This window comes from Microbacterium sp. JZ31, from assembly GCF_016805985.1.
In the GTDB taxonomy this organism is placed as follows: Bacteria; Actinomycetota; Actinomycetes; order Actinomycetales; family Microbacteriaceae; genus Microbacterium.
In genome coordinates this window covers 1019994-1041723 of sequence record NZ_CP017661.1, presented here as the reverse complement: position 1 = coordinate 1041723, position 21730 = coordinate 1019994, and the positions used below count along the sequence as shown (strand labels likewise).

Annotated in this window: 20 protein-coding genes and 1 pseudogene; 6 read left to right on the top strand and 15 right to left on the bottom strand. The window is 72.5% G+C overall.

Annotated elements, in window-relative coordinates:
* Positions 1-10: 10 nt before the first annotated feature.
* The 5 genes from hisS to mfd all read right to left on the bottom strand — a co-directional run bounded on the left by hisS (position 11) and on the right by mfd (position 7365).
* Positions 11-1288 (bottom strand): histidine--tRNA ligase, encoded by a 1278-nt coding sequence (gene hisS / locus BJP60_RS04935; protein ID WP_203137951.1) that lies wholly within the window; start codon positions 1286-1288, stop codon positions 11-13.
* A gap of 118 nt (positions 1289-1406) precedes the next feature.
* Positions 1407-2078, bottom strand: a complete 672-nt coding sequence (locus BJP60_RS04930) for a MazG family protein (RefSeq protein ID WP_203137950.1) — start codon at positions 2076-2078, stop codon at positions 1407-1409.
* Positions 2079-2104: 26 nt separating this feature from the next.
* Positions 2105-3292 (bottom strand): Na+/H+ antiporter NhaA, encoded by a 1188-nt coding sequence (gene nhaA, locus BJP60_RS04925; protein WP_203137949.1) that lies wholly within the window; start codon positions 3290-3292, stop codon positions 2105-2107.
* Between the two features lie 91 nt (positions 3293-3383).
* Positions 3384-3689 (bottom strand): GNAT family N-acetyltransferase, encoded by a 306-nt coding sequence (locus BJP60_RS04920; protein ID WP_203137948.1) that lies wholly within the window; start codon positions 3687-3689, stop codon positions 3384-3386.
* Between the two features lie 46 nt (positions 3690-3735).
* Positions 3736-7365, bottom strand: a complete 3630-nt coding sequence (gene mfd / locus BJP60_RS04915; RefSeq protein ID WP_203137946.1) for a transcription-repair coupling factor — start codon at positions 7363-7365, stop codon at positions 3736-3738.
* A 52-nt stretch (positions 7366-7417) separates the two neighbouring features.
* On the opposite strand from mfd, the gene BJP60_RS04910 reads away from it, so the two are divergent.
* Positions 7418-7912 (top strand): hypothetical protein, encoded by a 495-nt coding sequence (locus BJP60_RS04910; protein WP_203137934.1) that lies wholly within the window; start codon positions 7418-7420, stop codon positions 7910-7912.
* A gap of 7 nt (positions 7913-7919) precedes the next feature.
* Here BJP60_RS04910 and pth read toward each other — a convergent pair whose 3' ends face one another.
* Positions 7920-8504 (bottom strand): aminoacyl-tRNA hydrolase, encoded by a 585-nt coding sequence (pth, locus tag BJP60_RS04905; RefSeq protein ID WP_203137933.1) that lies wholly within the window; start codon positions 8502-8504, stop codon positions 7920-7922.
* Positions 8505-8580: 76 nt separating this feature from the next.
* Complete coding sequence (locus BJP60_RS04900) at positions 8581-9207, bottom strand: 50S ribosomal protein L25/general stress protein Ctc (RefSeq protein ID WP_203137932.1); 627 nt, start codon at positions 9205-9207, stop codon at positions 8581-8583.
* 199 nt (positions 9208-9406) lie between these two features.
* Between BJP60_RS04900 and BJP60_RS15405 the strand changes: the two genes are divergently transcribed.
* Both BJP60_RS15405 and gndA read left to right on the top strand, forming a co-directional pair.
* Positions 9407-9532 (top strand): hypothetical protein, encoded by a 126-nt coding sequence (locus BJP60_RS15405; protein WP_257793736.1) that lies wholly within the window; start codon positions 9407-9409, stop codon positions 9530-9532.
* Positions 9533-9672: 140 nt separating this feature from the next.
* Positions 9673-11154 carry an NADP-dependent phosphogluconate dehydrogenase gene (gene gndA, locus BJP60_RS04895; protein WP_203137931.1) on the top strand — a complete coding sequence of 494 codons (1482 nt, stop codon included), beginning with the start codon at positions 9673-9675 and terminating at the stop codon, positions 11152-11154.
* A 92-nt stretch (positions 11155-11246) separates the two neighbouring features.
* Here the strand turns inward: gndA and BJP60_RS04890 are convergent, their stop codons facing one another.
* The 3 genes from BJP60_RS04890 to BJP60_RS04880 all read right to left on the bottom strand — a co-directional run bounded on the left by BJP60_RS04890 (position 11247) and on the right by BJP60_RS04880 (position 14881).
* Entirely contained in the window at positions 11247-11939 is a 693-nt protein-coding gene (locus BJP60_RS04890; protein ID WP_203137930.1) for an ABC transporter ATP-binding protein, read from the bottom strand.
* A gap of 23 nt (positions 11940-11962) precedes the next feature.
* Positions 11963-13459 carry an ABC transporter permease gene (locus BJP60_RS04885; RefSeq protein ID WP_203137929.1) on the bottom strand — a complete coding sequence of 499 codons (1497 nt, stop codon included), beginning with the start codon at positions 13457-13459 and terminating at the stop codon, positions 11963-11965.
* Between the two features lie 99 nt (positions 13460-13558).
* Positions 13559-14881, bottom strand: a complete 1323-nt coding sequence (locus tag BJP60_RS04880; RefSeq protein ID WP_203137927.1) for an FAD-binding oxidoreductase — start codon at positions 14879-14881, stop codon at positions 13559-13561.
* A gap of 136 nt (positions 14882-15017) precedes the next feature.
* On the opposite strand from BJP60_RS04880, the gene BJP60_RS04875 reads away from it, so the two are divergent.
* Together BJP60_RS04875 and BJP60_RS04870 are read left to right on the top strand one after the other, a co-directional pair.
* A complete protein-coding gene (locus tag BJP60_RS04875) occupies positions 15018-15749 on the top strand; it encodes a response regulator transcription factor (RefSeq protein ID WP_203137926.1) in 732 nt (243 codons plus the stop codon).
* A complete protein-coding gene (locus BJP60_RS04870; RefSeq protein WP_336244362.1) occupies positions 15746-17215 on the top strand; it encodes a sensor histidine kinase in 1470 nt (489 codons plus the stop codon). The genes BJP60_RS04875 and BJP60_RS04870 overlap by 4 nt, the downstream gene beginning before the upstream one ends.
* Here the strand turns inward: BJP60_RS04870 and BJP60_RS04865 are convergent, their stop codons facing one another.
* Positions 17216-18193, bottom strand: coding sequence for a helix-turn-helix transcriptional regulator (locus tag BJP60_RS04865; RefSeq protein WP_203137925.1), 978 nt, complete (start codon positions 18191-18193; stop codon positions 17216-17218).
* Between the two features lie 101 nt (positions 18194-18294).
* On the opposite strand from BJP60_RS04865, the gene BJP60_RS04860 reads away from it, so the two are divergent.
* Positions 18295-18720 carry a VOC family protein gene (locus BJP60_RS04860; protein ID WP_203137924.1) on the top strand — a complete coding sequence of 142 codons (426 nt, stop codon included), beginning with the start codon at positions 18295-18297 and terminating at the stop codon, positions 18718-18720.
* A 47-nt stretch (positions 18721-18767) separates the two neighbouring features.
* Here the strand turns inward: BJP60_RS04860 and BJP60_RS04855 are convergent, their stop codons facing one another.
* The 4 genes and pseudogenes from BJP60_RS04855 to BJP60_RS04845 all read right to left on the bottom strand — a co-directional run bounded on the left by BJP60_RS04855 (position 18768) and on the right by BJP60_RS04845 (position 21658).
* Positions 18768-20315 (bottom strand): FAD-dependent oxidoreductase, encoded by a 1548-nt coding sequence (locus tag BJP60_RS04855; protein ID WP_203137923.1) that lies wholly within the window; start codon positions 20313-20315, stop codon positions 18768-18770.
* On the bottom strand, positions 20312-20773 hold the full coding sequence (locus BJP60_RS15495) for an FAD:protein FMN transferase (protein ID WP_336244373.1): 462 nt from the start codon (positions 20771-20773) through the stop codon (positions 20312-20314). The genes BJP60_RS04855 and BJP60_RS15495 overlap by 4 nt, the downstream gene beginning before the upstream one ends.
* A gap of 167 nt (positions 20774-20940) precedes the next feature.
* A pseudogene (locus BJP60_RS15490) lies at positions 20941-21096 on the bottom strand (FAD:protein FMN transferase); the annotation flags it as partial.
* Positions 21097-21172: 76 nt separating this feature from the next.
* Entirely contained in the window at positions 21173-21658 is a 486-nt protein-coding gene (locus BJP60_RS04845) for an FMN-binding protein (RefSeq protein ID WP_203137922.1), read from the bottom strand.
* Positions 21659-21730: the final 72 nt, after the last annotated feature.

Below are 21730 nucleotides of genomic sequence, written 5' to 3'. Positions count from 1 at the left end.
GCGGCGGACGTCAGCCCAGCGGCTTGAGCTCGAGGTCGGCGCGGTCGGCACCGGCCGCGACCGTCGCGAACGCCGTGTAGCCGTCGGCCGTGGCGCGATCCAGCAGCGCCTTGAGGTTCTTGGTCCGCCGCTCGAGGCGCACGCGCGAGCCCTCCGCGATCAGCTGCGCCTTCAGCGCGAGCAGCTCGGAGACCGGCACGTCGCGGTCGTGCACGAGCACGACGGCGGCCGCCGCATCCGGATCCCGCAGCGCGACGAGGTCGACGATGCGCTCGAAGCCGATCGAGAAGCCGACGGCCGGCACGTCCTGCCCGAGGAAGCGGCCGATCATGCCGTCGTAGCGACCGCCGCCGCCGAGCGAGTACGACACCGACGGGTGCGCGAGCTCGAAGATCGTGCCGGTGTAGTAGCCCATGCCGCGCACCAGGAACGGGTCGAACTGCAGCGGCACGTCGCCGCGGGCGGCCGCGACCGCTTCGCCGATGCCGACCAGATGGGCGACGACGTCGTCTGGGACGCCGTCGGGCAGCGCGGTGCGGATCTGGGATTCGCCGTAGGGCGCGTGCTCGCGCGTCTGCGGCCGGCCGAGGAACGCCTCGAACGCGTCGACCGCTTCGGCGGTGGCGCCGCGCTCGCGCAGCTCGGCGGTGACCCCGGACGGGCCGATCTTGTCGAGCTTGTCGATCGTGATGAGCACGCCCGGGCGCTCCGCCGGCGGGAAGCCGAACACGTCGAGCATCGCGTCGAGCGCGCGGCGGTCGTTGATCCGCACGATCGCGCCCTCGAGCGAGAGCGCGTCGAGCGTGTCGAGCGAGGCGACGATCAGCTCGGCCTCCGCGCGCGCGGACGCGTCGCCGATGATGTCGATGTCGCACTGCATGAACTGGCGGTACCGCCCCTTCTGCGGGCGCTCGGCGCGCCAGACCGGCGCGATCTGGATCGAGCGGAACACCGCGGGCAGCTCGGCGCGGTTCGTGGCGTAGAAGCGCGCGAGCGGCACCGTGAGGTCGTAGCGCAGCCCGAGGTCGGTCAGCGCGGCCTGGTCGTCCGCGGCCGCGTGGATCGTGTCCGCGTCCAGACCGCGGCGCAGGATGTTGAAGGCCAGCTTCTCGTTGTCGCCGCCGATCCCGGCGTGCAGGCGGGCGTACTCCTCGACCACGGGCGTCTCGATCTCGTCGAACCCATGGGCGCGGTAGCGCTCGCGGATCACGGCGAGCACACGCTCGCGCCGGGCCTTGTCGGCGGGGAGGAAATCGCGCATGCCGCGCGGCGCATTCACGGAAGCCATAGCGGATCCATTGTCCCATTACCCTGCGAGACCTCACGCGCGGCGCGAGACCTCGCCGCACGGCGATGTCTCGCGCCGCAGGTGAGGTCTCGCGCCGGTGGAACGCGCGCCGCGGGCGTCAGGCCTCGGCGTCGCGGATCTCCGCCTCGAGCGTGCGCAGGCGCTCGCGCAGGGCGCGCTCGGCGTCCCAGCCCCGGGCGCGGGCGGCGGCGGTCAGGGTGAGCAGCAGGTCGCCGAGCTCCTCCTCCGACTCCGGCACCGCGCCGATCTCGTCCGCGTCGTGCACCGCGAGCGCGACGTCCGCACCGACGCCGACCTGCGCCGCCTTGCCCACCAGCTTCTGCGCGAGCGCCAGCGAGGGCATCGATCGCGCCACGCCGTCCAGCACGCTCGCGCGCTGGCGCTTCTCCGCCGCCTTCGCCGCGTTCCACAGCTCGAGCACGCGCTCGGGCGTCTCCGCCGTCTCACCCGCGAACACGTGCGGGTGCCGGCGCACCATCTTCTCGACCAGGCCCGCGGCGACGTCGTCCATGTCGAACGGGTCATCGGTCGCGCGCGAGGCGATCTCGGCGTGGAACAGCACCTGCCACAGCAGGTCGCCGAGCTCCTCGCGCAGCTCGGTCGCGCCGCCGGTCTCGATCGCGTCGATGAGCTCGTGGCTCTCCTCGATCAGGTACGGGACGAGCGCCCGGTGGTCGATCCCCTGGGTCCAGACGCAGCGGTCGCGCACGGCGCGCATCGTCTCGACGGCGCGTCTCAGCTGATCTCCTCCGGGCAGCGCATCGGCCATCGGCACCTCCTGGCTCTCGGCGTCGTTCACGGGGCGGTCGGCCCGATGGCCGAGGACGACGCCGCCAGGCGCCGGTGATGGCGCGCCCGCATCGAGACGAGCACGGCGCACAGCACGAGCGCGATCATCGATCCGCCCAGGACGCCCAGGATCGCCTGGTCGCGGATGACGGCGTTGTCGGCGAACGCGAGGTTCGCCAGCAGCAGCGACACGGTGAAGCCGATGCCGCCGAGCGCGCCCGCCGCGAGCAGGTCGGGGAACGCCACGGTCGGCGCCGTGCCCCGCGGACGCAGGCGCATCCCGACCCAGCCGAACAGCGCGATGCCGACGATCTTCCCCACGGGCAGCGCGATCAGGATGGCCCACAGCGCGGGCGACAGCCGGCTGGGCGACACCTGCGGGATCACCACGAGCGCGGCGGCGAACGCGAACAGCGGCAGGATGAGGCCGTTGATCCAGGGCTCGAGCACGTGGCGCGCACGCATTCCCGGGCTCTGCTGCATCGCGAGCCCCAGCAGCACACCCGCGATCGTGGCGTGCACGCCCGACAGCAGCACGAACGCCCACGACAGGACCGCCGTGACGATCATGAGGACGACGACCGCGATCCGCGCGCCGCGCCCGTCCGGATCGATCCGGCTCAGCACCGCGAAGACGACGACGAGGACGACGCCGATCGCGAGCAGCCCGAGGTTCATGTCGTGCGCGAACAGGACCGCGATGAAGACGATGCCGACGATGTCGTCGATGATCGCGAGCGCGAGCAGGAAGATCCGCACCGGCGACGGCAGGCCGCGCCCGAACACCGCGAGCACGCCGAGCGCGAACGCGATGTCGGTCGCGGTCGGGATCGGCCAGCCGTCCCGCGTGGCGGGGTCGTGCCCCGCGATCGCGAGGTAGACCAAGACCGGCACGATCACGCCGCCGGCCGCGGCGATCGCGGGCTGCAGCGCCCGTCGCACGGTCGAGAGCTCGCCGGTCGTGAGCTCGTACTGCAGCTCGACCGCGACGCCGAAGAAGAAGATCGCGAGCAGTCCGTCGGAGACCCAGTGCGCGAGCGACAGGTCGATGGGCGTGCCGGGGATCGCGAGGTGCGCGTGGCTGAAGTCGATCACGGACCCGCCGAACGGCAGATTGGCGACGAGCAGGCCGAGGGCCGCTGCTCCCAGCAGCAGGATCGCGGGGAATCTCTCGGATCGGAGGAGGTGCGTCATGGGCGCCTTTCGGGTGGGCGGGAACGATGAGACGGATGATCCGCCGCCGACCAGACTTCCCGGCACTCCGAGAGCCAGCCTACCGGGGCCGTCACACGACGATGTCCGCCTGCTCCGGGTGGCGCTCGAGCCACGCCTGGATGAACGTGCACACCGGCACGATCCGGGTGCCGCGCGTGCGGGCGTCCTCGAAGGCGTGCGTCGCGAGGCGGCCGCCGACCCCGTGGCCCGAATGCTCCTGCCACACGACGGTGTGCAGCAGCGTGCGGGCGCCGTCGGCGCCGTCCTCGTACGCGAGCACGCCCACCAGCTCGTCCTGGCCGGTCTCGGACGGGGTCAGGTGCGCCTCGTAGCGGGCATGCGCGGCGTTGTCCGTGACGACGATGTCGGGTTCCATGCGCCCATCCAACCGCCGGGCCCGCCGCCCATCAACCGTCGGCCGGTCAGGCCGGGGCGTCCTGCTCGACGGGCGCCGGCTTGGGCGCCGGGAACAGCGCGTCCAGCAGCTGCCCGACCCACGCCAGCAGATCCGCATCCGCGAGCGGCTCGCCGCCCGCCGTGGGCAGCGGCACGACCATGGCCTCGCCTCCCGACAGCAGCTTGGCGCCCGGATACAGGCGCTGCAGGCGCACACGCATCGACTCCGGCAGGTTCGCCGGCGCGACGCGGAGGTTGCGCCCCATCGCGACGACGTCGCTGAGGCCCGCCTGCGCCGCGCGGCGGCGCAGCCGCGCCGCGGCGACGAGGCCGTCCACCTCGGGAGGCGGGGTGCCGTAGCGGTCGGTGAGCTCCTCGATCACGAGGTCGATCGCGTCGTCCTTGGCGGTGGCGGCGGCCGCGGCCGAGAGCTTCTGGTAGGCCTCGAGGCGCAGGCGCTCCGCGTCGATGTACGACTCGGGCAGGCGCGCCTCGATCGGCAGCTCGAGCCGCAGCTCGACGGGCCCCTCGGTCTCCTCACCGCGGAACGTCGCGACGGCCTCGCCGATCATCCGCAGGTACAGGTCGAACCCGACGCCCGCGATGTGACCCGCCTGCTCGGCACCCAGCAGGTTGCCCGCGCCGCGGAGCTCGAGGTCCTTCATCGCGACCTGGATCCCCGACCCGAGGTCGTTGTGCACCGCGATCGTCTGCAGGCGGTCGGCCGCGGTCTCCGACAGCGGCTTCATCTCGTCGTACACGAAGTACGCGTACGCGCGCTCGCGCCCGCGCCCCACGCGGCCGCGCAGCTGGTGCAGCTGCGCGAGGCCGTACTTGTCGGCGCGGTCGATGATGATCGTGTTCGCGTTGGCGATGTCGATGCCGGTCTCGATGATCGTCGTGCAGACGAGCACATCGAACTTGCGCTCCCAGAAGTCGTCGACGACCTGCTCGAGCTGGTGCTCGCCCATCTTGCCGTGCGCGACCGCGATGCGCGCATCCGGCACGAGCTCGGCGAGATGCGCCGCGACCGAGTTGATCGACGTGACGCGGTTGTGCACGTAGAACACCTGGCCCTCGCGCAGCAGCTCACGGCGGATCGCGGCCGCGATCTGCTTGTCGTTGCGCGGGCCGACGTACGACAGGATCGGATGCCGGTCCTCGGGCGGGGTCGCGAGCGTCGACATCTCGCGGATGCCGGTGACCGCCATCTCGAGCGTGCGCGGGATGGGCGTCGCGCTCATCGCGAGGATGTCGACGTTCGTCTTGAGCTTCTTGAGCTGGTCCTTGTGCTCGACGCCGAAGCGCTGCTCCTCGTCGACGATCATCAGGCCGAGGTCCTTGAACTTCACCTGCTCGGTCAGGATGCGGTGCGTGCCGATCACCATGTCGACGGAGCCGTCGAGAAGGCCCTGCACGGTCTGCCGCGCCTCCTTCTCGGTCTGGAAGCGCGACAGCGGCTTCACGACGACGGGGAAGCCCGCGAACCGCTCCTGGAACGTCTCGAGGTGCTGTTTGACGAGCAGCGTGGTCGGCACGAGCATCGCGACCTGCTTGCCGTCCTGGATCGCCTTGAACGCCGCACGCACGGCGACCTCGGTCTTGCCGAAGCCGACGTCACCGGACAGCAGGCGGTCCATCGGGATCGGGCGCTCCATGTCGCGCTTGATCTCGTCGATCGTCTGCAGCTGGTCGGGCGTCTCCGCGAACGGGAAGGCCTCCTCGAGCTCGCGCTGCCACGGGGTGTCGGGGCCGAACGCGTGACCCTTGGCGGCCATGCGCGCCGAGTAGAGCTTCACGAGCTCGACCGCGATGTCGCGCACCGCCCGGCGGGCCTTGCCCTTCGCCTGCGCCCAGTCGCTGCCGCCCATCTTCGACAGGGCCGGAGCCTCGCCGCCGACGTACTTCGACAGCAGGTCGAGCTGATCCGTCGGGACGTACAGCTTGTCGCCCGGGTAGCCGCGCTTGGACGGCGCGTACTCGAGCACGAGGTAGTCGCGCTCGCTCTTGACCGCGTTGCGCCCGCCGCTCGACACCTGGCGCTTCGTCATCTCGACGAAGCGGCCGATGCCGTGCGTGGCGTGCACGACGTAGTCACCGGGCTTCAGCTGCAGCGGGTCGACCACGTTGCGCCGACGCGATGCGAGCTTCTTCACGACGCGGGTGTCGCCGCCGATCGTGCGGCCGTAGAACTCGGTCTCGGTGAGGACGGCGAGCTTCGCCTCCTCGACCTCGAAGCCGCGCTCGACCGATGCCTGCGTCAGGGTCGCGACGCCCGCCTCGGGCGCCTCGTCCAGCGACTCCACGACGCGGGCCGCGAGCCCGCGCTCGGACAGCACGTCGCGCGCGCGCTCGACGAGGCCGGAGCCGCCCGCCGCGACGACGACGCTCCACCCGTCGCCCAGGCGCGCAGCGACGTGCTCGATCGCGCCGTCGATGCTGCCCGCGAACGACGGCACGGCGGATCCGCGGATCCGGATGGCGGTGCCCGCGTCGGGCGCGATCCGCACGTCGTCGTCGGCGAGCGCGTCGAGCTCGGCGGCGATGTCCGCGGCGCCGGAGTCGAACGGGCTGAGCGTCCACCACACGCCGCCGCGCTCGCGGACGTCGTCGTGCAGCCGCGAGATCGTGAGGAAGTCGCCGGCCTCGAGGTTGATCGGCGCCCGCGCGCCGCTCGTGGCGGCGTTCCAGGCGGCCTCGAGGAACTCGCGGTTCGTCTCGCCGAGGGTGAGCGCGCGCGAGACCGCGCGCTCCGGGTCGACGAGCGCGACCGCGGCGCCCTCGGGCAGGTACTCGACGACCGACGCGAGCGGCCCGGCGACCACCGGGGTCAGCGACTCCATGCCCTCGACCGGGATGCCCTGGCCCATCTTCTCGAGCATCTGCGCGATCCCGGGGAACTCGTGCTGCAGCTCGCGCGCGCGGCCGCGCACCGCGTCGGTGAGCAGCAGCTCGCGGCTCGGCACCAGCTCGACCTCCCGCACGTCGCCCGGGAGCGAGCGCTGGTCGGCGACGGAGAACGCGCGGATCTGGTCGACCTCGTCGCCGAAGAACTCGACGCGGTACGGATGGTCGGCGACCGGCGGGAAGACGTCGAGGATGCCGCCGCGCACCGCGAACTCGCCGCGGCGCGACACCATGTCGACCCGCGCGTACGCCAGCTCGACAAGACGACGCACCACGTCGTCGAGCTCGGCGCCGCGCTCGCCCACCGCGAGCCGGATCGGCGCCGCGTCGCCGAGCCCGCGCGCGAGCGGCTGGATCGCCGACCGGACGGACGTCGTGATGATCAGCGGCGTGGAGCCGTCCCACGTCGCGAGGCGGCGGAGCGTCGCCAGACGCCGTCCGACCGTCTCGGGGCTCGGGCTCAGGCGCTCGTGCGGCAGCGTCTCCCAGGACGGGAAGTCACGCACCTCCGCACCCGGCATGACCGCCTGCAGCGCCGAGGCGAGCGTCTCGGCGCGCCGGCCCGTGGGGGCGATCGCCAGCAGCACGGCCGGATGACCGGCGTCCACGCGACGCGTCAGGAGGGCGGCGAGAGCGGGGGCGTCGAGCCCGTCGACGAGCGACAGATCGGCGTCGACCGCGGACGCGGACAGCGCATCCCGGAACGATTCGGCCGACTGGAGGGCGCGCACAATCCCGGGAACAGTCACCAGAGGATTCTACCCAGCGGGCACCGACACCGGTCGTCCGTAGGATGAGCCGGTGAGCGCACCGCACCAGCCGTCCGTCCCTCAGCCGCCCGCGCCCGGCGGGTACGCCGCCCCGTACGTCGCGCCGCAGGACCCCCGCTTCGCGCAGGCCCTCCAGGCGCCGGCCGCCAGACCCTCGGCCGCGCTCGGCACCGTCGCGCTCATCCTGTCCCTCGTGGCGGCGATCGGCGCGAGCGTGGTCCTCGCCGTCGCGCTCGCCGCGATCGGCGCCGGCGTGGGGCCGCGCCTGCAGACGATCGTGCCGGGGACGGGGCTCGAGATCCTCACCCCGGTGCGCGACATGGTGCTCGTCGCCGAGATCGCCGTGTGGGTCGCGGGTGCTCTCGGCATCTGGGCGCTCATCCAGGGCATCGTCGCAGTCGTCAAGCGCCGCGGCCGCGGCGCCGGCATCGCGGCGATCGTCATCTCCGCCGTCGGACCGTTCCTCGCGGGCATCGCGGCGTTCGTCGGCGCCGTGCTGGGAATCGCCGGGTCCGGCGCGGTCTGAGCCCGCGCTACGCCTTCGGCGCGTGGTGCCTCTGCTGCGCCGCGACCAGACCGTCCTCCACGATCTGCTCGACCGCGTCGGCGGCATCCGAGATCAGGATCGGCAGCGTCTGCCGGTCTGTCGCGCTGAAGGGGTCGAGCACCCAGTCCGCAGGGTCCTGGCGGCCGGGCGGACGTCCGATCCCCACCCGCACGCGCAGGAAGTCGGCGGTGCCGAGCGCCTTCGCGACGTCGCGCACGCCGTTGTGTCCGCCGTGGCCGCCGCCCGCCTTCAGGCGCAGCGTGTCGAACGGGATGTCCAGCTCGTCGTGCACGACGATCACGCGGTCGGGCGCCGTGCCGTAGAAGCGTGCGAGGTTCGCGGCAGGGCCTCCCGAGACGTTCATGAACGAGTTGGGCTTGGCGAGCACGAGCTTCGCCGCCCCCGGGCGCAGCCACGTCTCCGCGACCCGCGCATTCGCCTTGTGCTGCTTGAACGGCTCGCCGCGCCGGGCGGCGAGCTCGTCGATCACCATCTGGCCGACGTTGTGCCGGGTCGCCTCGTATCGGGGTCCGGGGTTGCCGAGCCCCACGATCAGCCAGGTATCCGCCATGGCCTCATCCTCTCAGTGAACGGGCATGAAGAAGGGGGACGCGATCGCTCGCGTCCCCCTTCCCGAAGCAGTCCGATTACTCGGCGGCCTTCTCCTCGGCGGCCTCGCCCTCGGCGGGGGCCTCGCCCTCGGCGGCCTCGCCCTCGGCGTCCGACGTGGTGTCGAGCTGCGGCGTCGAGACCGCGACGACGAGCGTCTCCGGCTCGGTGACGAGCTCGGCGCCCGTGGGCAGCTGAACGTCGGCGGCCGTGATGTGCGCGCCGTCCTCAAGGCCCTCGACGTTCACAACGAGGTGCTCGGGGATGCGCGTGGCATCGACCTCGACCGTCAGCGTCATGGCGTCGAGGTTGGCGATCGTGCCGGCGAAGGGCTCGCCCTCCACGGCGACAGGGACGTCGACGGTGACCTTCTCGCCCTTGCGCAGCACGACGAGGTCGACGTGCTCGATGACCTGGCGCACCGGGTCGCGCTGGACGTCCTTGACGAGCGCCAGCTGCGTGGTGCCGTCGAACGAGAGCTCGACGATCGGGTTCGCGTGACGCACGAGCAGCAGCGTCTCGTGACCCGGCAGCGCCAGGTGCACGGGCTCGGTGCCGTGACCGTACAGGACGGCGGGGATCTGGTGGGCGGCGCGCAGGCGGCGGGCGAAGCCCTTGCCGAACTGGGTGCGCACCGATGCGTCGAGCGTGGTGTGCTCAGCCATGGTGTCTTCTCCTCGTGGCGCGAGACCGATCGGTCGCGCGGTGGTCTGTGGGATTCTCTCGACCCAGCGGCGCTTCGTGCGCAACGCGTGGGGAGAGCCACGAGGCTCGCCCGCGTCGATAACGGCTGAGCACGCGTACGCGGCTCGCCCTCGCCGAGGTCGTTTCTCATCCTACCGGACGAACGGCTACCGTTATGACGTGATCGATCCCGCCGCCCTGTCCCACGTCCTCGCCGGCCTCATCGGCGCCATGACCATCGGCGCCGCCATCCTCGTCGTCGGCGCCTTCTTCTCCCTCGGACGCTCGGGCTACCGCAAGGACTGATCGCCGGGTCGCGCGCGTCGTCACAGACGCGCGGCGACTCATGTGAGCGCGTCGCGCACTAGCCTGGGTCCGACGGGACCGGCTCTCGCGTCCCGCAATCCGCAGTGATCCGCCCAGAGATCCGTGTGCAAGGAGATCGCGTGACCGACGCTTCCACCCTTTCCCGCTCCACCAGCGATGTCGCCGTCGCCAACATCGGGGTCGTGGGCCTCGCCGTGATGGGCTCGAACCTGGCCCGCAACCTCGCCAGCCGCGAGGGGAACACGGTCGTCGTGTTCAACCGCAGCCGCGAGAAGACCGACCAGCTGCTGACCGAGCACCCCGAGGCCGAGTTCGTCCCGGCCTACTCGTACGAGGAGTTCGCCGCGTCGCTGGCCAAGCCGCGCACGGCCATCATCATGGTCAAGGCCGGTGGCCCCACCGATGCGGTCATCCAGGCGCTCACCGAGGTCTTCGAGCCGGGCGACATCATCGTCGACGGCGGCAACGCGCTCTTCACCGACACGATCCGCCGCGAGAAGGCCGTGCGCGAGACCGGCATCAACTTCGTCGGCGCCGGCATCTCGGGCGGCGAGGAGGGCGCCCTCAACGGCCCGTCGATCATGCCCGGCGGCCCCGAGGAGTCGTGGGTCACGCTCGGTCCGATCCTGCGCTCGATCGCCGCGGTCGCCGAGGGCGAGCCGTGCGTGACGCACGTCGGCACGGACGGCGCCGGCCACTTCGTCAAGATGGTGCACAACGGCATCGAGTACGCCGACATGCAGCTCATCGCCGAGGCCTACGACCTGATCCGTCGCGGCACGGGCAAGTCGCCCGCCGAGATCGCGGACATCTTCGCCGAGTGGAACACCGGCGAGCTCGAGTCGTACCTGATCGAGATCACGGCCGAGGTGCTGCGCCAGATGGACGCGTCCACCGGCAAGCCGCTCGTCGACGTCATCCTCGACCAGGCCGGCGCCAAGGGCACCGGCGCCTGGACCGTGCAGACCGCGCTGTCGCTGGGCGTGCCCGTGTCGGGCATCGCCGAGGCCACGTTCGCGCGCTCCCTGTCCTCGCACCCCGAGCAGCGCGAGGCCGCGGCAACGCTCCCCGGCCCGGGCGAGACGTTCGAGGTCGCCGATGTCGACGCCTTCGTCGAGGACGTGCGCCAGGCGCTGTTCGCCTCGAAGATCGTCGCCTACTCGCAGGGCTTCGACGAGATCCGCGCGGGCGCCGCCGAGTACGGCTGGAACATCGACCTCGGCGCGATCTCGAAGATCTGGCGCGCCGGCTGCATCATCCGCGCGCAGTTCCTCAACCGGATCGCGGACGCCTACGCCGAGACCCCCGAGCTGCCGCTGCTGATGGCCGCACCGTACTTCGCCGACGCCCTCACGCGCGGCCAGGCCGCGTGGCGCCGCGTCGTGATCGCCGCCACGCAGGCGGGCATCCCGTCGCCGGCGTTCTCGTCGTCGCTCGCCTACTACGACGGCATCCGCGCCGAGCGCCTGCCGGCCGCCCTGGTGCAGGGCCAGCGCGACTTCTTCGGCGCCCACACCTACAAGCGCATCGACAAGCCGGGCACCTTCCACACGCTGTGGTCGGGAGACCGCTCGGAGATCGAGGCCGAGGACACGCACTGAGGACCGATCCTCGGCGGCCGACGGGCCGCTGAAGCCGGAACGACCGCGAGGCCGCACCCGTACCCGGGTGCGGCCTCGCGTGATCTCCCGCGTCAGTCGATCTCGGTGACGACGCCCTTCGCGAGCCGCAGGCGGCGCTTCGCCCGCCGCGCGACGGCGGAGTCGTGCGTCACGACGACGAGCGTGAGCCCCTCGTCATTGAGCGTCTGCAGCACCTGCAGGATCTCGTCGCGCATGCTCTCGTCGAGGTTCCCGGTCGGCTCGTCCGCGAGCAGCACCTTCGGACGCTTCGCGATCGCCCGCGCGATCGCCACGCGCTGCTGCTGGCCTCCCGACAGCTCCCCCGGCCGGTGATCGCCCCGCTCGGCCAGGCCGACGTGCGCCAGCGCCTCCGTGACCCGCCTCGCGCGCTCGTCCCGCGCCAGCCCCAACGGCTCGAGGCCCATATCGACGTTCTCGGCGGCCGTGAGCGTCGGGATCAGGTTGAAGCCCTGGAACACGAAGCCGATCTCGTGGGCGCGCAGGCGGCCGAGCTCGGCGTGGGATGCCCGGGCGATGTCGCTTCCGCTCAGCAGCACCTCCCCCGACGTGGGCCGGTCGAGCGCGCCGAGGATCTGCAGGAACGTCGACTTCCCGCCTCCCGTCGGCCCCTGGATCGTCACGAAGTCGCCGTGAGCGATGTCGATGTCGACGCCGGTCAGCGCCGTGACCTGCCGGCCCTTCTGGTCGTAGGTCTTCGTGACGCCCGCGATCCGGTAGGCGGGCTCTGTGAGTGCTGTCGTCATTTTCTGTCTCCTGTCGTCGGGGGTCATGCCACGGATCGCAGCGCCTCGGCCGGGCTGAGCCGCGAGGCACGCCAGCCGCCGAAGGCGCCCGCCACGAGACCGGCGAGGATCGCCAGTCCGACGGCGGCGGCGAGGACCGTGAGCGAGACGGGAGCGCTGAGCGCGATGTCCGTGGCGCTCTGCGCGGCCTGGCCCATCGCGCCGGGGCCGCCGCCTCCGGGGCCGGCCATGCCGCCGCCGGGTCCACCGGCCGGGGCCGCGCTCGCGGTGCTCGAGATCGTGGGGTGGATGAGGTTGATCGCGAGCACGCCCGCGAGGCCCAGCGCGACGCCGAGCGCGCCGCCGACGAGCCCCTGCACGACCGACTCGCCCGCGACCTGCCCGACCACGCGGCGGTTCGACCAGCCGATGGCCTTGAGCGTGCCGAACTCCCGCGTGCGGCGCGAGACACCCGAGATCGTGAACAGCACGGCGAGCACCACGGCCACGGCGAGCACGATGACCGACAGCCACGTGCCGAGGTTGGCGATGAGGGCCGACGCGCTCGACAGCGATCCGGAGACGGTCGAGGCGAGGTCCAACTGCGAGCTGACCGTCGCATCCGGCAGCGTCTCCTCGAGCGCCGTCTGCACGGCGGCGATCCGGTCGGACGAGACGGCCTGCACGTACACGGTCGAGACGACATCGCCCGCGCCCGAGATGTCCTGCGCGACGTCGAGGGGGAGGTACGCGTTGGCGGCGGTGTCCGCCTCGGACGACGCCGACGCGACGACGCCCACGATCTCCATCTCGGTGCCGCCCACGTCGAGCGTGCCGCCCACCGAGAGCTCGCTGCTCGCGGCGTACGTCTCGTCGAGCACGACGACGTCCTGACCGGCGTCGTCCGCCGTGAGCAGACGGCCGTCGACGAGCTCCACGGCGGACAGCGGGCCGACCGCCGCGTCCGACGACTCGATGCCCAGCACGGTGAACGAGTCGACGCCGAACTCGCCGCCGCCGAAGCCTCCGCCACCCTGCGGCGCACCGCCCTGGGGCATCCCGCCCTCGGCCGCGTCGCCGTCCGCCGTCTCACCGTCCGTCGCGTCGCTCGGCGCGGCCGGGAGCTCGCCGTCGAAGGTCGTGTTCGTCAGGCTCAGCGCGCCGGACGCCGCCGAGACGCCGTCGAGGCCCGCGACCGTGTCGACGACCGAGGATTCGAGCGTGCCCCGGCGGAAGTCGGTCATCAGCTGCGACTGGCTCAGGGTGGTCGAGCCGTCGTCGTTCTCGGTGCCGCCGTCCTCGCCGAACTGGAACGACGGGCGACCGCCACCCTCGCCGGGCTCTGCCTGAGCGCCGGTCACCGTGAGGTCGGTGCCGACGCCGTATACGGTTTCGAGCGCCGCCGCCTGCGCATCGCGCACGCCGGCGGCGAGCGCGTTCACGATGATCACCAGGGCGATCGCGATCGCGAGGCCGGCTGCCACGATCGCCGTCTGCTTCTTGCGGCCCGCGAGTTCGCGCCGCAGATAGGTCCAGTACATGGGTCTCCTTCTCGGCCACGCGTCGGGCCGTCCGGGGAGACGCTAGGAACTCAGCTCATGGGAACCGCCAGGGCCGGTTAGGAGATTCCTATGGCGCGCTCACGCGGGGAGCACGTTGTGGTTCCGCGAGAAGACGTTGGCCGGATCCCAGCGGCGTTTGACGGCGCCGAGCCGCGCCATGGTCACCGCGGGGTACATCCGCGTCGCCCAGCCCGGGTCCGTCGACGTCGTGAAGTTGCCGTACACCCCCGACCCCAGCGCCTCGATCGCGTTCCACTCCGACAGCGCGCGTCTGCGGGCCTCCTCGCTCAGCACGCCGGGCATATCGAACGCCGCCGCCATCGCGAACCACGTGGCGTCCCGGCCGGGAAAGGCCGACGCGTCCTGCGCGACGTCCGCGAACGCGCCGCCGAGTGAGCGCAGGAAGAGGATCGACGCGGGGTTCGCCTCGCGGAACGACGCGAGGTGCTCGACCGCGTCGTCATCCAGCTCGCGCAGCAGGGTGTTGCCGCCCACGAACCCGGGCATGGGGCTCTCGGGGTCGAACTCGGGCGCCTCCAGCAGCACCTCCGGGTACGGGCGAGCGCCGAGCGACCGCTCGACGACGCCCGGCGCCGCGAGCAGCGACGCGAGCGCCTCCCGGGCGCGCGCCTCGTCCGCGCCCGCCCACACGCCCGAGATCGAGGCGCCGGCGGGTGCGCTCGGGTCCATCGGCGGCACGTCCATGTACGTCAGGGTCAGTTCGCGCGGCGCGCGGGCCATGACGTCGCGCATCGCGCGGATCACGGCGCGCGGGTCGCCCTCGACGCCGAGCTCGACGGCCACGACGCCCTCGAGCGGGTGCGCCTCGAAATCGAAGCGCGTCACGACGCCGAAGTTGCCGCCGCCGCCGCGCAGCGCCCACATCAGCTCGGGCTCCGTCTCGTCCGTCGCCTCGACGATCCGGGCGTCGGCGGTGACGAGCTGGACGCCCACGAGCTGATCGCAGGCCAGCCCCCACGCGCGCACCATCAGCCCGATGCCGCCGCCGAGCGTGAGCCCGCCTACGCCGACGGAGGCCGTGTCGCCCGAGCTGATGCCGAGGCCGTGTGCGGCCAGCGTGCGCGCCACGGCGCCCCACTGCGCGCCGCCGCCGACGCGCACGCGCGTGCCGTCGACGGAGACGTCGGCGAGCGCCGACAGATCGAGCGTGAGTCCACCGGGGACCGTGCCCCACGCGCTGTGTCCACCGCCGCGCACCATCACGGGGAGGCCCTCCGCCGCGGCGAAGCCCACGGCGGCTCGGACGTCATCGGTCGAGGAGGCCCGCGCGATGAGCGCGGGCTCGCCGATTCCCGAGTGGAATCGGCGCGCGACGTCCCAGTCGGGATCGCCGGGGCGGATCACAGTGCCGAGTGCGGCAGTGAAATCGTCGTCAGCCATGCGCGCAACGTACCCGCCGCTGCCGACATCGCAACAGACCAGCCGTCGAAAGCGGTCCGATCGACGCGCGCAGTTCACATCCCGCGCATAGCCCCCGCCATAGAAACCTCATAGGTTCGGCCGCAGAATTGTCACCATGACAACCCCCCACGCCCCCGCCCTCACGCGCGCAGACGGCAACCCCGTGCGCGTGCTCGTCGTCGACGACGAGCAGATGCTGACGGATCTGCTGTCCATGGCGCTGAAGATGGAGGGCTGGGAGGTGCGCACCGCGGCGAGCGGCTTCGAGGCGCTCGCGACGGCGAAGGAGTTCAAGCCCGACTCGCTCGTGCTCGACATCATGATGCCCGACCTCGACGGCATGTCCGTGCTGCAGCGGCTGCGGCAGGCCGGCGACGACGTGCCCGTCCTGTTCCTCACCGCGAAGGACGCCGTGTCCGACCGCGTCGCCGGCCTCACGGCGGGCGGCGACGACTACGTCACGAAGCCGTTCAGCCTCGAGGAGGTCGTCGCGCGTCTGCGGGCGCTCATGCGCCGCTCGGGGACGGCGCACGCGGCCGAGGACGAGCCCATCCTGCGGGTGGGCGACCTCAGCCTGAACGAGGACAGCCACGAGGTCGAGCGCGGCGGCGCCGAGATCGAGCTGACCGCCACGGAGTTCGAGCTGCTGCGCTTCCTGATGCGCAACGAGCGCAAGGTCGTGTCGAAGGCGCAGATCCTCGACCGCGTCTGGAGCTACGACTTCGGCGGCCGCTCGAGCGTGGTGGAGCTGTACATCTCGTACCTGCGCAAGAAGATCGACGCGGGCCGGGAGCCCCTCATCCACACGGTGCGCGGCGTGGGGTACATGATCAAGGCACCTCAGTGATCGCCGGGACCGGCGCGGCGAAGCGCCAGCTGTCGTTCCAGGCGCGGCTGATGCTCACCGTGTTCGGCTTCGTGTCCCTCATCTTCGTCGTGGTGGGGGCCGTCACGAGCGTCGTGCTGACGAACGTGCTCGAGGAGCGCCTGTCGCAGGCCGTGCGCAGCATGGTGTTCGAGTCCGAGCGCTGGGTGATGGAGACCGGCGCGAGCGGAGACGCGGCCGCCGTGCTGTCGCAGAATCCGGTGGCTCCCGGCACCATCCTGATCCTCGAGACGACGGGCGGCGCGCAGAGCGGCGCCTACCTGGACGGGCACTTCGAGGTGCAGCGACTGTCGGACGGGCAGCTCGAGAGCCTCAAGATCGACCGCAGCGGCGAGCAGACCCTGACGCTCTCGGTGGACGGCCTCGGCGACTTCCGCGTGCAGGTCAACCAGATCCCCGGCGGCTTCTCGGCCATGGGGATGTCGAACACGGAGGTACGGTCGACGGTCGGCCAGCTGCTGACGACCATCACGTTCACGACCGCCGCGGGGCTGTTCGTGCTGGGCGCCGCGATCACGCTCGTGATCCGTCGGGGCCTGAAGCCGCTGCGGGCCGTCGCCGAGACGGCGCAGCGCGTGGCGCGGCAGCCGCTGGATCAGGGTGTCGTCTCCATCGAGGAGCGCGTGCCCGCCGACCAGTCCGACCCCGGCAACGAGATCGGACAGGTCGGCGCGGCGCTCAACACGCTGCTCGACCACGTCGACGCCTCGCTGCACGCCCGCCAGCGCAACGAGGAGCGCATGCGCACGTTCGTGGCCGACGCCAGCCACGAGCTGCGGACGCCGCTCGCCTCGATCCGCGGATACTCCGAGCTCTCCCTGCGGGATCCGTCGCTGAGCGAGACGACGGGACAGTCGCTCGAGCGCATCCAGGCGCAGTCGATCCGGATGACGGGGCTCGTCGAGGATCTGCTGCTGCTCGCCCGCCTGGACGAGGGTCAGGAGCTCGTGTACGGCGCCGTCGACCTCACGCAGGTGGCGCTCGAGTCGGTCGCGGATCAGCGCGTCACCGGCCCGGATCACACCTGGCGGCTCGACGTGGCCGAGGAGCCCGTGATCGTCGCGGGCGACGCGGCCCGACTCAACCAGGTCATCGTGAACCTGCTCGCGAACGCGCGTACGCACACGCCGGCGGGCACCACCGTGACCGTGTCCGTGCGCCACGAGGGGTCCGGCAGCGGCACGCGCGGCGTGCTGCGCGTGCACGACGACGGTCCCGGCATCGATCCGGCGCTGCAGGCCGAGCTCTTCACGCGATTCGCGCGGGGCGACCGTTCGCGCGCCCGCGCCACGGGCGGCACGGGGCTCGGCCTCGCGATCGTCAAGGCGATCGTCGAGGCCCACCACGGCACGATCTCGGTGACCAGCTCCCCCGGGGACACGACGTTCGAGGTGAACCTGCCCGCCAAGCCGGTAGACCCGGCCTGATCAGGACGGGCCCGCCGCCGCCTCGGCGAAGCGCGCGGCCTGCACGGCGAAGGCCTCCGCGAGCTCGCGGGGCTCCACGTCGGCGATCGGCGCGTCGAAGCGCCCCAGGGCCGCGGCGAGCGCTGCCCACGACCACGACCCCGACCGCAGGCGGCACCGCCCGTCGCCGAGGTCGAGCACGGTGCCGTCGCCGGCGAACGGCGCCACGTCGCGCGCGGCGAGGGCGAGCGTGACCGTGCCGATGCAGGGCCATGCGTCGCCCGAGTCTGATCCGCGGAAGCGCGCCGAGACGAACGCGGCGGGATCGTCGCCCGGCACCCGGCGGCGGGTGAACCCGGGCCCGAGCGACGAGCGCGGCCGCATCCGGTCGGCCCGGAACACGCGCCAATCGTCGCTGCGCTCGTCCCACGCCAGCAGATACCAGCGGGAGCGCCACGTGACGAGAGCGTGCGGCTGCACGCGACGTGGTGGGCGGCGCGCGTGCTCTTCGTTCGCGTGATCCTCGTCGAGGCGCACGATCTGGCGCCGCCGCACGGCCTCCGTCAGGAGGGCGAGCGTCTCGGGCCGCACGGGTGCGGCGGGCTCGACGGTCGAGTCGGGGACGGGGGTGAACCCGATGCCGTCGACGCGTCGACGGAGCCGATCCGGCATGACCTGCCGCACCGTCGTCAGCGCCCGCGAGGACGCCTCCGCGATGTCCGCGCCGGAGCCCGCCGCGGTGCGCAGCGCGAGGCCGATCGCGACGGCCTGGTCGTCGTCGAACAGCAGCGGCGGCAGCTCGGATCCGGCGGCGAGCCGGTAGCCGCCGTACGGCCCCATGGCGGCCTCGATGCGGTAGCCCATCTCGCGCAGACGCTCGATGTCGCGGCGGAGCGTACGAGGGGCGATCCCCAGGCGCGCCGCGAGCTCGCCGCCCGGCCAGTCGCGCCGGGCCTGCAGGAGCGAGAGCAGAAGCAGCAGCCGGGACGTTCGCGCCATGTCGCGAGCGTATGTCAGGTGGCGGACAGGAACTGACCTCCACCCCCGCGAGAGTGGGGCCGTCCCGTCAGAGCGGCGGGTGTCGATCGAAGGAGCGGATCATGGCGATCCAGACAACCACCCACCTCAACTTCCGCGGCGACGCACGCCAGGCCCTGGAGTTCTACCGCTCCGTCTTCGGCGGCGACCTCGCGGCCGTCACGTACGCCGACGCCCAGGCGGTCAGCGACCCGGCAGAGGCCGACCAGCTCATGTGGGGTCAGGTCGCATCCGCGGACGGCTTCCGCATCATGGCCTACGACGTGCCCGCCCACACGGCGTACGAGCCCGGCGTCATCCCGGTGTTCGTCTCGGTGCGCGGCGCCGATCCCGACGAGATCCGCCGCTCCTGGTCGGCGCTCGCCGAGGGCGCGACGATCATCGCGGACCTCGCGCCGTCCGGCTGGGCGCCGCTGTACGGCATGCTGCGCGACCGCTTCGGCGTGACGTGGGTGCTCGATGTCGAGGTGGCGTGGACGGGCGCCTGACGCCCCGCCGGGGCGCCGGGCTCGGCGGCCCGGCGCCCGGCGTTCCCTCAATAGCCGGCGAACGCGTCGGTCGTCAGGCCCTTCGCCCTGCTCAGTGCAGGCGCGAGGCCCGCGATGAGGGCCGGCGGGCCCGAGACGTAGGTGTGGCGCTTCGCCAGGTCGGGCACCGCGCGCAGGAGCCCGTCGGCGGTGAGACGCTCGCCGCCCGCCCAGGTCCAGTGCGTGGGCAGGTCCCGGGGCTCGTCGGGCGTGTACACGACGGTGCGCACACCCGACGCCTCGAGTTCGTCGCGATATGCGAGCTCATGCGCGGCCGACGCGACGTACGCCAGCATCACGTCCCGGCGCTCGCCCGCGAGCCGGTCGTGGCGCAGCTGCGAGACGAACGGCGTCACGCCGATCCCGGCCGCGACGAGCAGCACGGGCGCCCGCTCCGGACGCGGCAGCGTGAAGTCGCCCCACACGCCCGTGACGGCGAACACCGCGCCGGCCTCGGCCGCCGCGAGCGCCCTCTTGTAGCTCGATGCCGCGCCCGTGCGGCTCTCGCGGAAGGCGATCCGGATCGTCGGCAGGTCCTCGGGCGCGGACGAGATCGAGAACTCGCGCCGGGTTCCTCGCGCGTCGGGACGGCGGTGCGGCACATCGAGCTCGAGGTACTGCCCAGGAGCGAAGCGGACAGGGCGCTTCGCCGTGAACGTCAGCTCCTGCACGGTCGGGGTGAGTGCGGTGCGCCGCTCGAGCGTGAGCCGCACGGCGCCGCGCGCCGCGAACGCGAAGGCGATGAGGTTGCCGATGAGCAGCGCGCGCTCCTGGCCGAGCGTGATGATGCCGAGCGAGATCGGCCAGCCCGCGAGCACGCCCACCACGACCGCGACGAGGTACTGCTGCCACCGCCGGGGCGGCATCGTCAGCGGCTCGGACAGCATGAACGCACCGAGGAACAGATACGGCGACTGCACGAGCACGTTCTGCAGCAGGGTCTCCAGCGGCAGCGCGGCGCCGCTCGCGTAGAGCTGCACGATCGTCCGGGTGGCACCGACCACGACCGCGACCGCGAAGAACAGCGCCACCACGCGCAGCTTCTCCGTGCGCCAGAGCACGAGCACGCTCACGACCAGCAGCGGCGCGAACAGCGCGGGCGTGCCGACCCACCAGGACGAGCCGCCGAGCCCGACGAGCGTCGCGACGGTCGCTCCGGCCGCCGCCGGATTCAGGACGTGCCGTCCCCGCCAGGCGATGAGGTACTTCGACAGCGACGCGGCGGCCGCGGCGATCGCCGCCCCCGTCACGGTCGCCACGTCGAGCCCGGGGCGGACCACGAACAGCAGGATGCCCGCCGTGATGAGCGTGGACTCGGGACGCCAGACGACACGCAGGATGCGGTGCGCGATCGCGTCGACCACCGAGCCGACGGCGATCAGCACGGCGGCCGTCGCGAGCAGCTCGAGCGGCGTCGGCAGCACGAGGCCGAACAGCGACAGCGCGAGGGCGATGACGGCGAGCGCCGCGAGCGCGAGCAGCACGAGGCGGTACATCGAGAGCCTGCCCAGCTGCCGCATGCCGCGCTGGTACACCGCCGTGAGGCGTCCGATCATGTGAACAGCTCCGCTTCTCCTCGTTCGATGCGAGATCCCAGCGACCACTCCGCGCGGCCGTCGGTCAGCATCCGCACCCAGTGCACGTCGTGCGCGTGGGCGAACTCCGGCCCGCCCTCGAAGAACAGCGCCGTGGCCGCCGCGTCGGCGATCATCGCCGAATCGGCGAGCGCCCAGGTCGCCGCGACCGTGCGCACGGGCAGCCCGGTGCGGGCGTCGAGCACGTGGTGCAGTCCGTCGCCCCACGTGCGCCGGTTCGCCGCCGATGCGCACAGGGCACCGTCCGTGACCGTCACGACCCCGATGGCGCGCCGGGGGTCGTACGGATGCTCCAGCGCCACGCGCTGGGGCATGCCCCGCACCGCCAGGTCGCCGCTGGCGTCCACCACGACCTCGCCGGGGACGAGCGCCGCGACCAGGTCCACCAGGCGGCCCTTGCCGAGCGCTCCGACGTCGATCGTCGCCGGACCCCGGAGCCGCAGCGTGCCGCCGTCCCAGGACAGCCGCGACCGCCAGTCGCCGGGCGCCGCGACCGGGTCCCCGGGCGGAGCGAGTACGACGCGTCGTACCCGAGCCGCTCGAGGGAGCCGCCGATCAGCGGGTTGATCGCGCCGCCCGTCGCGCGATCCAGCTCTGCATAGGCGCCGAGCATGTCGACCGCGTCGAGCGGAGCGTCCGCCTCTCCCCCGTCCGCCGCGAGGCGGGTGACGAGCGAATCGGGCCGGAACCGCGACCAGGCCGCGTCGAACGACTCGATCTCCCGCCCGACCCGCGCACGCACGGGCGCGGGCAGCGGCTGCGGTGTGTCGACGCGCCAGCTGGTGCCGATGGCGTCGAAACGCCACTCGGCTGCCACGTCAGGCCGCCGCGTCGAGCTTGATCTGCTCGATTGCCTGGTTGAAGCCGCCGCTCGTGAGCGACGAGCCCGCGACGCGGTCGACCGAGAGGTCGTCGAGCGCGACGCCCACGACCTCGTCGGCGATCCCGTCGATGAACTGCCCCTGGTACTGCTCGCTCTCCCGCGCCTGCGGGTCGCCCGTCACCTCGACGTCCGTGACGACGTCGTCCTCCAGCGTCACCGTGACGGTGACCGACTCGACCGTCTCGGGCGTCTGATACGTGCCGTCGGCGGTGTAGGTGCCGTCCGTGTAGCCGGCCGCGTCCGTCTCGGAGGACCCCGACGTGCCGGCGTCGCTCTCGGACGTGCTCGTGTCGGGCGCGCTCGTGTCGCTCGCGGCGTCCTCGTCGGCGGAGCCGCCGACGGTCACGGCTCCACAGCCGGCGAGCGCGACGATAGCCGCCACTCCCGTGAGCGCGGCGCCGGTGCGTACGGATCGGTTCATGTCGGTCCCCTGTCGTCGGTGCCGCGCGTCGCGGCTGTGAGGCAAACCTAACCGGGTCGCTTCGGGGCGGGA